This window comes from Noviherbaspirillum denitrificans, assembly GCF_002211445.1.
Lineage (GTDB): Bacteria > Pseudomonadota > Gammaproteobacteria > Burkholderiales > Burkholderiaceae_D > Noviherbaspirillum > Noviherbaspirillum denitrificans.
Window position 1 is genome coordinate 34,801 of the sequence record NZ_LSTO01000002.1, and the last position, 7,703, is coordinate 42,503.

At 62.8% G+C, this 7,703-nt stretch carries 6 protein-coding genes; 1 reads left to right on the forward strand and 5 read right to left on the reverse strand.

Annotated elements, in window-relative coordinates; translation table 11 throughout:
• The 5 genes from AYR66_RS23675 to nirB all read right to left on the reverse strand — a co-directional run.
• A partial coding sequence (locus AYR66_RS23675; RefSeq protein ID WP_474647546.1) for a HoxN/HupN/NixA family nickel/cobalt transporter occupies positions 1 to 226 on the reverse strand: 226 nt, incomplete at its 3' end.
• A 202-nt stretch (positions 227 to 428) separates the two neighbouring features.
• The gene (locus tag AYR66_RS23680) at positions 429 to 3,209 is read right to left on the reverse strand and encodes a nitrate reductase (RefSeq protein ID WP_088710049.1); all 2,781 of its coding nucleotides are present in this window, start codon (positions 3,207 to 3,209) and stop codon (positions 429 to 431) included.
• Entirely contained in the window at positions 3,206 to 3,559 is a 354-nt protein-coding gene (gene nirD / locus AYR66_RS23685; protein ID WP_088710050.1) for a nitrite reductase small subunit NirD, read from the reverse strand. The genes AYR66_RS23680 and nirD overlap by 4 nt, the downstream gene beginning before the upstream one ends.
• 11 nt (positions 3,560 to 3,570) lie before the next feature.
• Positions 3,571 to 3,693, reverse strand: a complete 123-nt coding sequence (locus AYR66_RS30480) for a hypothetical protein (RefSeq protein WP_272938371.1) — start codon at positions 3,691 to 3,693, stop codon at positions 3,571 to 3,573.
• A 24-nt stretch (positions 3,694 to 3,717) separates the two neighbouring features.
• A complete protein-coding gene (gene nirB / locus AYR66_RS23690; protein WP_088710051.1) occupies positions 3,718 to 6,156 on the reverse strand; it encodes a nitrite reductase large subunit NirB in 2,439 nt (812 codons plus the stop codon).
• Between the two features lie 274 nt (positions 6,157 to 6,430).
• Here nirB and AYR66_RS23695 point away from each other — a divergent pair, with 274 nt between their 5' ends.
• The gene (locus AYR66_RS23695; protein ID WP_088710052.1) at positions 6,431 to 7,645 is read left to right on the forward strand and encodes a nitrate/nitrite transporter; all 1,215 of its coding nucleotides are present in this window, start codon (positions 6,431 to 6,433) and stop codon (positions 7,643 to 7,645) included.
• The last annotated feature ends 58 nt before the right edge of the window (positions 7,646 to 7,703 follow it).

The following is a 7,703-nucleotide window of genomic DNA, read 5'->3' on the forward strand; positions in this document are numbered from 1 at the left end:
CCACGCCGAGTTGCACGAATGTCCATGCCGCCGCCAGCATGACGATGCCGTGGCCGACAGAAAACAGCAGTCCGGCCGAGCGCGCCAGCCCATCCTGCCCGCGCTGTGCCTGCAACCGTGCCAGACCATCGATGCTGGCAAGATGGTCCGCATCGAAGCCGTGCTTCAGGCCGAACAGGAAGGCAAAGGCCAGCAGGGTGCTCAGTGCCAGGTTGGCTTCGGGCATACGTGTCTCCAGTCAAACAATCCGTTTTCGGCTTTACAGCAAGAAATACGCCTGAATGCAGCACACCTTCGCGTCTGTGCAAAACCGCCTGCCCCGAGCGTTGGCGCGACAGGCACTTCAACAGCGGAAAGGCATGGCGGACAGCGGCTTTGCACCGGTCCGCCATACCGGAAGCGGCGCTTCCACCGCAGTTTCCACCTTATCAGGCCGCCTTCGCCGCCGGCATTTGCGTGAGGATGATCTTCTTCAATTCGGGAACACACGAACCGCAGTTCGTCCCGCACTTGAGCTGCCCCTGGATACAGGAGAGCGCCGCCTCGGGCGTACCCTGGTTCACCCAGTCCTGCCTGGACAACACCTCGCCGATTTCCGTTTCCGAAACGTTGAAGCAATTGCACACGATCTTGCCACGTGCCTTGAATCCTTGCGGCGCCTTGGACGACGGCATGAGCAGGAGGCGGCCAAGGGACGCAACCGGCTGCTCGCCTTCGAGATATTCCTTCAGCCAGTGCTCGGCCGCGGTATCGCCGGCAAGCGACACGGCAGCCAGCTTGCCGTCCCGCACCAGGATATGGCGTGAATTTCCGCGACGGGCGTCGTCGTACCGCAGCACCTCCGCGCCCTCGATGCCGAACCGCGTTTCGATCTCCTTCACCAGATCAGCCTCCGCCGGATAATCGTCCGCGGCACGGAACAGGACACCGACCTTGTCGCGTCCGAACAAGGTGCACGACGCATAGGCAAATCGCCGCATAAAGGGACGCATCGCCGCTTGCAGCGAGAGCGCCTTGTCCTGGTCGACCCAGCCGAACACCAGGAAACGCCAGGGCAATTCCGCCTTCAGGATCTTGACCGCCGCATGCTTGAGTTCCGGCTGCTTCGAGCTGGGGCAGAATGCCGGCAGCGTGAGCGCATTGACGCCGAAGGTGCCCTTGCCGTCGCTGCCGCGTCCGGACACATATTCCTCGCCCCAGTGCATGCCGATGAACGCCTGCCCGGCACGGATATCGTCGCTCGCCGCCACCGGCAGGATCTGCGATCCGCGCTTGCTGGTCACGTGCACCAGGTCGCCGGCGGCGATCATGCGGCGGTCCATGTCGATCTTCGACATCATCACGGCGGGCTCGGACGCATGCGAGAACAGTTGCGCCACCGTGCCGGTGCGGCTCATGCCGTGCCACTGGTCGCGCTGGCGGCCGGTGGTGAGTCGGAAGGGATAACGCGCATCGACCGGTTCCGCCACCGGCCGGTAGACGGTATTGACGAACTTCGCCTTGCCGTTCGCCGTGGGGAACACGCCGTCTTCATACAGGCGCTTCTTGCCTTCGGACGCGCCTTCGGGGAAGGGCCATTGCTGCGGCCCCTGCTCTTCCAGGATCCTGTACGACAAGCCGGTGATATCGAGGTCGCGGCCGCGAGTGGATTCGCGGTGCTCGTTCCAGATTTCTTCGGGATTCGTGTAGGGGAAGAGCGTCTTGTCCCTGCCCATCAGCGCCTCGAGGCGGCGGGCGAAGTCGATCACGATTTCCCAGTCATGGCGCGTTTCGGCGGGCTTGGGCAGGACCGGCTTGAAACGCGTGATGCGGCGCTCGGAGTTGGTCACCGTGCCTTCCTTCTCGCCCCAGGTGGTGGCGGGCAGCAGCACGTCGGCGTAATCCACGGTCGCCGTCGTCTTGTAGGCCTCCTGCACGATCACCAGCTCGGCCTTTTCGAGCGCCTCGCGCACCAGTCTCTGGTCGGGCAGCGATTGCGCGGGGTTGGTGCAGGCGATCCACAACACCTTGATCTCGCCGGCGCGCACCGCCTCGAACATCTCGACCGCCGTCTTGCCCGGCTTGGCCGGCACGTCGTCGACGCCCCACAGCCGCGCGATCTCGGCACGGTGTTCCGCATTCGCCATGTCCCGGTGGGCCGACAGCAGGTTGGCGAGGCCGCCCACTTCACGGCCGCCCATCGCATTGGGCTGGCCGGTCAGCGAGAACGGGCCCGCGCCCGGCTTGCCGATCTGGTGCGTGGCGAGGTGGAGGTTGATCAGCGCCGCGTTCTTGGCGGTGCCCGACGACGACTGGTTCAGGCCCTGGCAGTACAGCGAAAGCGATGCCTTGGATTCGCCGAACCAGCGCGCTGCCTTCAGCAGGTCATCCTTGCCGATGCCGCAGGTCTCGGCAACGAATTCCGGCGTGTATTCGCGCACGGTGCGCTTCAGTTCGTCGAAGCCTTCGGTATGCGCGCGGATGTAGTCGTCATCGATCCAGCCTTCCCACAGGCAGATGTGCAGCATGCCGTTGAACAGCGCCACGTCAGTGCCGGGCAGGATCGGCAGGTAGAGATCGGCATCGCGCGCGGTATCGGTGCGGCGCGGGTCTGCCACGATCATCTTCAGCACGCGGTTGTTCTTGCGCGCCTCTTCGATGCGGCGATAGATGATGGGATGCGCATAAGCCGTGTTCGAGCCGACGATGAAAATCACTTCGGCGTGGTCGAAATCCTCGTAGCAGGCAGGCGGCGCATCGGCGCCCAGGGTCTGCTTGTAGCCGGCCACCGCGCTCGACATGCACAGCCGCGAATTGGTGTCGATGTTGTTGGTGCCGGCGAGCCCCTTGGACAGCTTGTTGAAGACGTAATAGTCTTCGGTCAGCAGCTGGCCGGAGATATAGAAGCCGACGCTGTCCGGGCCGTGCTCGCGAATCGTGTCGGCAAATTTCTTCGCGATGAAATCCAGCGTGCCGTCCCAGGACACGCGCTCGCGCGGCGCATCGCGCGACACCCGCATTTCCGGGTAAAGGGCACGTGCCTGCTGCTGCAGCACCGGACTGGCCGTCAGGTGCAGCGTGCTGCCCTTGGTGCACAGCCTGCCGAAATTCGACGGATGATCCGGGTCGCCGCGCACGCCGGTGATCTTCTCGCCATCGCTCTGTACGATGACGCCGCACCCGACGCCGCAGTAACAGCAGGTGGCTTTGGTTTCGCGTAAGTCACTCATACGGCCTTGACCTCGATTGCCAGGGTGTTCAATTCTTCGGCATCGAGGAAGACCATGCCGTCTTCCACCTTGACGCTGAACTTTTGCGTGCAGCCTTCATCCGGCGCGACGGCGCTGCCCGAGTCGAGCTGGATGTTCCAGTTGTGCAATGGACAGGCGACGCGCTCGCCGAATATGATCCCCTGCGACAGCGGACCGCCCTTGTGCGGGCAACGGTCGAGCAGTGCAAAAACCTTGTCTTCGCTGTTGCGGAAAATCGCCACGTCAGGCTTCGCTGCCCGCTTGACGACCCGTGCGCCGAGCACGGGGATGTCTGCGACGTTGCAGACGGCTTTCCATTGTTGCGACATGAATGTTTCCCTTATTTGAATTGGACGATGTTCACGGGAGCCGCCCTCGTTGCCGATGCGTTGAACATGCAGGAACCGACGATGGCGGTCGTTGCCGCGAGGGACAGGACGATTGCTGCAAGATAGATGGCCATGGCTGCTCCTTTCAATAAAGACGTTTACACGCTCAGGGGCTGGAACTGGCGCATGTCGACCAGCGCCTTCTCCGTCTCGTGCCACGGATCGGGCTCGCCGTCGAGCGAGAACAGCAGGCGTTCGTACAGCGCCTTGCGGTTCTCGGCGTCGTCCAGGACTTTCTTTTTCACATAATCGAGGCCCACGCGGGCGATGTAATGGACGGTGCGTTCGAGATACCAGCCTTCTTCGCGGTACAGCTGGAGGAAGGCGCCGGAGTATTCGAGCACTTCCTCATGCGACTTCACCTTGACGAAGAAATGCGCAACCTCGGTCTTGATGCCGCCGTTGCCGCCGACATAGATCTCCCAGCCGGAATCGACACCGATCACGCCCACATCCTTGATGCCGGATTCCGCACAGTTGCGCGGGCAGCCGGACACCGCCAGCTTGACCTTGTGGGGGGCATACATGCGCCACAGCATGCGTTCGAGCTGCTTGCCCATTTCCGTCGAATCCTGCGTGCCGAAGCGGCACCACTCCGAACCAACGCAGGTCTTTACCGTGCGCAGCGCCTTCGCATACGCGTGGCCGGATGGCATGCCGAGCTCCGTCCACACCGCCTGCAAGTCTTCCTTCTTCACGCCGAGCAGGTCGATGCGCTGGCCGCCGGTGACCTTGACGGTCGGGATCCGGAACTTGTCGACCACGTCGGCAATGCGGCGCAGCTCGGACGACGTGGTCTCGCCTCCCCACATGCGCGGCACCACCGAATAGGTGCCGTCCTTCTGGATGTTGGCGTGGGCGCGCTCGTTGATGAAGCGCGATTGCGGATCATCCTTGGCCGCGTGCGGCCAGGTGGAGATCAGGTAATAGTTGAGCGCGGGACGGCAGGTGGAGCAGCCGTTGGGCGTACGCCACTCCATGAACTGCATGGTGTCGGCGATCGTCAGCAGCTTGTTGGCCTTGATCGCATCGCGCACTTCCTGGTGCGTGTGGTCGGTGCAGGCGCAAACCGGCTTGGCCTTGCTGGACATGGAATAGTCGCCGCCGGCGGTCGCCATCAGGATCTGCTCAACCAGGCCGGTGCAGGAACCGCAGGAAGCCGACGCCTTGGTGTGCTTGCGCACGTCTTCCAGCGTGAACAAGCCCTTTTCCTTGATCGCCTTGACAATGGTGCCCTTGCACACGCCGTTGCAGCCGCACACCTCGGCTTCGTCCGGCATCGCCGCTGCCTTGGTGAAACCTTCATGGCCGGTGTCGCCGGGACGGCCGGTATTGGATTCGCCGAACATGAGCGTGTCGCGCAGTTCGCTGATGTCCTTGCCCTCGCGTAGCAGGCGGAAATACCAGGTGCCGTCGACGGTGTCGCCGTACAGGCAGGCGCCGACCAGCTTGTTGTCGCGGATGACCAGCTTCTTGTACACACCGCCGATGGGATCGGACAGCACGATTTCCTCGGTGCCGTCGCCGCCCATGAACTCCCCGGCCGAGAACAGGTCGATGCCGGTGACCTTGAGCTTGGTCGAGGTGACGGAGCCCTGGTAACGGCCGATGCCGAAATTGGCGAGGTGGTTGGCGCACACCTTGGCCATTTCGAACAGCGGTGCGACGAGGCCGTAAGCGGTGCCGCGGTGGTTCACGCACTCGCCCACGGCATAAATGCGCGGGTCGTAGGTCTGCATCGTGTCGTTGACGACAATGCCGCGGTTGCAGAACAGGCCGGCGGACTCGGCCAGCGTCGTGTTCGGGCGGATGCCGACGGCCATGACGATCATCTCGGCGGGAATCTCGAGGCCGTCGGTGAAGCGGATGGCTTTCACATTGCCGTTATCGTCGCCGATTATTTCCTTTGTGTTTTTATCAAGCAGGAACTTCAGGCCGCGGTCTTCCAGCGATTTCTGCAGCAGCTTGCCGGCGGTCGGGTCGAGCTGGCGCTCCATCAGCCACTGCGGGAGGTGGACGACCGTCACGTCCATGCCGCGCAGCTTCAGGCCGTTGGCCGCTTCCAGGCCAAGCAGGCCGCCGCCGATGACGACCGCATGCTTGTGCACGCCGGCCGCCTCGATCATCGCGTTGGTGTCCTGGATGTCGCGGTAGGAGATGACGCCCTTCAGTTCCTTGCCGGGCACCGGCAGGACGAAGGGGTTGGAACCGGTGGCCAGCAGCAGGCGGTCGTATTCGGCAATCGTTCCGTCTTCCGCGATGACCTGGCGCTTCACGCGGTCGATCTTCGTGATCTTCTTGCCAAGATGGAGGGTGATGCCGTTCTGCGCATACCAGTCGACATCGTTGAGCATGATGTCCTTAATCGTCTGTTCGCCGGCCAGCACCGGCGACAGCAGGATGCGGTTGTAGTTGGCATAAGGCTCGGCGCCGAAAACGGTGATGTCATAGATGTCCGGGGCAATCTTGAGCAGCTCTTCGAGCGTGCGCACGCCTGCCATTCCGTTACCGACCATGACTAGTTTCAGCTTCTTCATTAAAGCTCCTTCTCCTCGCGGCCTCGCCATTGAAGCCCTGCATAAAATTAATCCCGCGAGAGTATTAGCAAGAGCGGTGCCAATTCAGAATAGGTCGAAATGCACCGCAATGACGAGAAAACCGCACCTTTGCAGTGCAACAAACCAGTGCACGCTGCGCAATGAGCGGTTTCGACACACGTCAGGCCAGTTATTAGGGAGTTGATGCACAAAAATACGTGGCATGCCGATTGCATAGAGCACCCCGATTCCAACTTTGGTGTAAAGGTGCATCATGAAAACGACGTCGTTTTGGAAGGCAGGTCACACGCCTACCTTGCTCGCTTCCTTTTTCTATTTCGATCTGAGCTTCATGGTCTGGGTCCTGCTCGGCCCGCTGGCCGTGCAGATCTCAAAAGACCTCGGCCTCACTCCCGCACAGAAGGGCCTGATGGTCGCGACACCGCTGCTCGCCGGTGCGCTGCTGCGCATCGTGATGGGTGTGCTGGTCGACCACCTGAAGCCGAAGAAGGCCGGCGCGATCGGCCAGGTCATCGTGATTGCCAGCCTTGCCTGGGCCTGGCTCGGTCACCTGAACAGCTATGAAACCATGCTCACGCTCGGCATCCTGCTCGGCGTGGCCGGTGCGGCATTCGCAGTGGCGCTGCCACTCGCATCGCGCTGGTATCCGCCCGAGCACCAGGGCACCGCGCTGGGTATCGCCGGCGCCGGCAACTCCGGCACCGCATTCGCCGCGCTGTTCGCCCCCACGCTCGCGATGGCTTACGGCTGGCAAAACGTGTTCGGCTGGTGCCTGGTTCCGCTCGGCATCGCCTTCATCGTCTACCTGGTGTTCGCCAAGGACGCGCCCGGCGCGCCGCCGCCCAAGGCCATGGTGGAATACCTGCATGTGCTCAAGGACAAGGACGCATGGTGGTTCATGTTCTTCTACAGCGTGACCTTCGGCGGCTTCTCCGGGCTGGCATCCTCGCTGACGATCTACTTCAACAGCCAGTACGGCCTGTCGCCGGTCACGGCCGGCTACTTCACCGCGGCCTGCGTGTTCGCCGGTTCGCTGGTGCGCCCGATGGGCGGCATCATTGCCGACCGCATCGGCGGCATCAAGACGCTGTCGCTGATGTACGTACTGGCTGCACTGTTCCTGTTCATCGCGAGCACCGGACTGCAATCTGCCGCAATGGCAGTGGTCATCTTCGTGCTCGCCATGCTGTCGCTGGGCACGGGTAACGGTGCGGTGTTCCAGCTGGTGCCGCAGCGCTTCCGCAAGGAGATCGGCGTGATGACCGGCCTGGTCGGCATGGCCGGCGGTGTCGGCGGTTTCTACCTCGCCTCCAGCCTCGGTTATTCCAAGCAGATCACCGGCAGCTACCAGCTCGGCCTCACGCTGTTTGCCGCGCTGGCCGTGCTGGCACTGGTCGGCCTCACCGCCGTCAAGGGCCGCTGGCGTACGACCTGGGGCAGCGCCGCGATGACCACGGCGAAGATCTGACGCCCGAAATTGAGTAACATGAACGGCGGGAGCGGCGAAATCAGTTCGCCGCTCCCGC

Coding starts and splice junctions, on each gene's coding strand:
- AYR66_RS23680 (WP_088710049.1), bottom strand. CDS start 3,209: ATGAGTGACTTACGCGAAACCAAAGCCACCTGCTGTTACTGCGGCGTC.
- nirD (WP_088710050.1), bottom strand. CDS start 3,559: ATGTCGCAACAATGGAAAGCCGTCTGCAACGTCGCAGACATCCCCGTG.
- AYR66_RS30480 (WP_272938371.1), bottom strand. CDS start 3,693: ATGGCCATCTATCTTGCAGCAATCGTCCTGTCCCTCGCGGCAACGACC.
- nirB (WP_088710051.1), bottom strand. CDS start 6,156: ATGAAGAAGCTGAAACTAGTCATGGTCGGTAACGGAATGGCAGGCGTG.
- AYR66_RS23695 (WP_088710052.1), top strand. CDS start 6,431: ATGAAAACGACGTCGTTTTGGAAGGCAGGTCACACGCCTACCTTGCTC.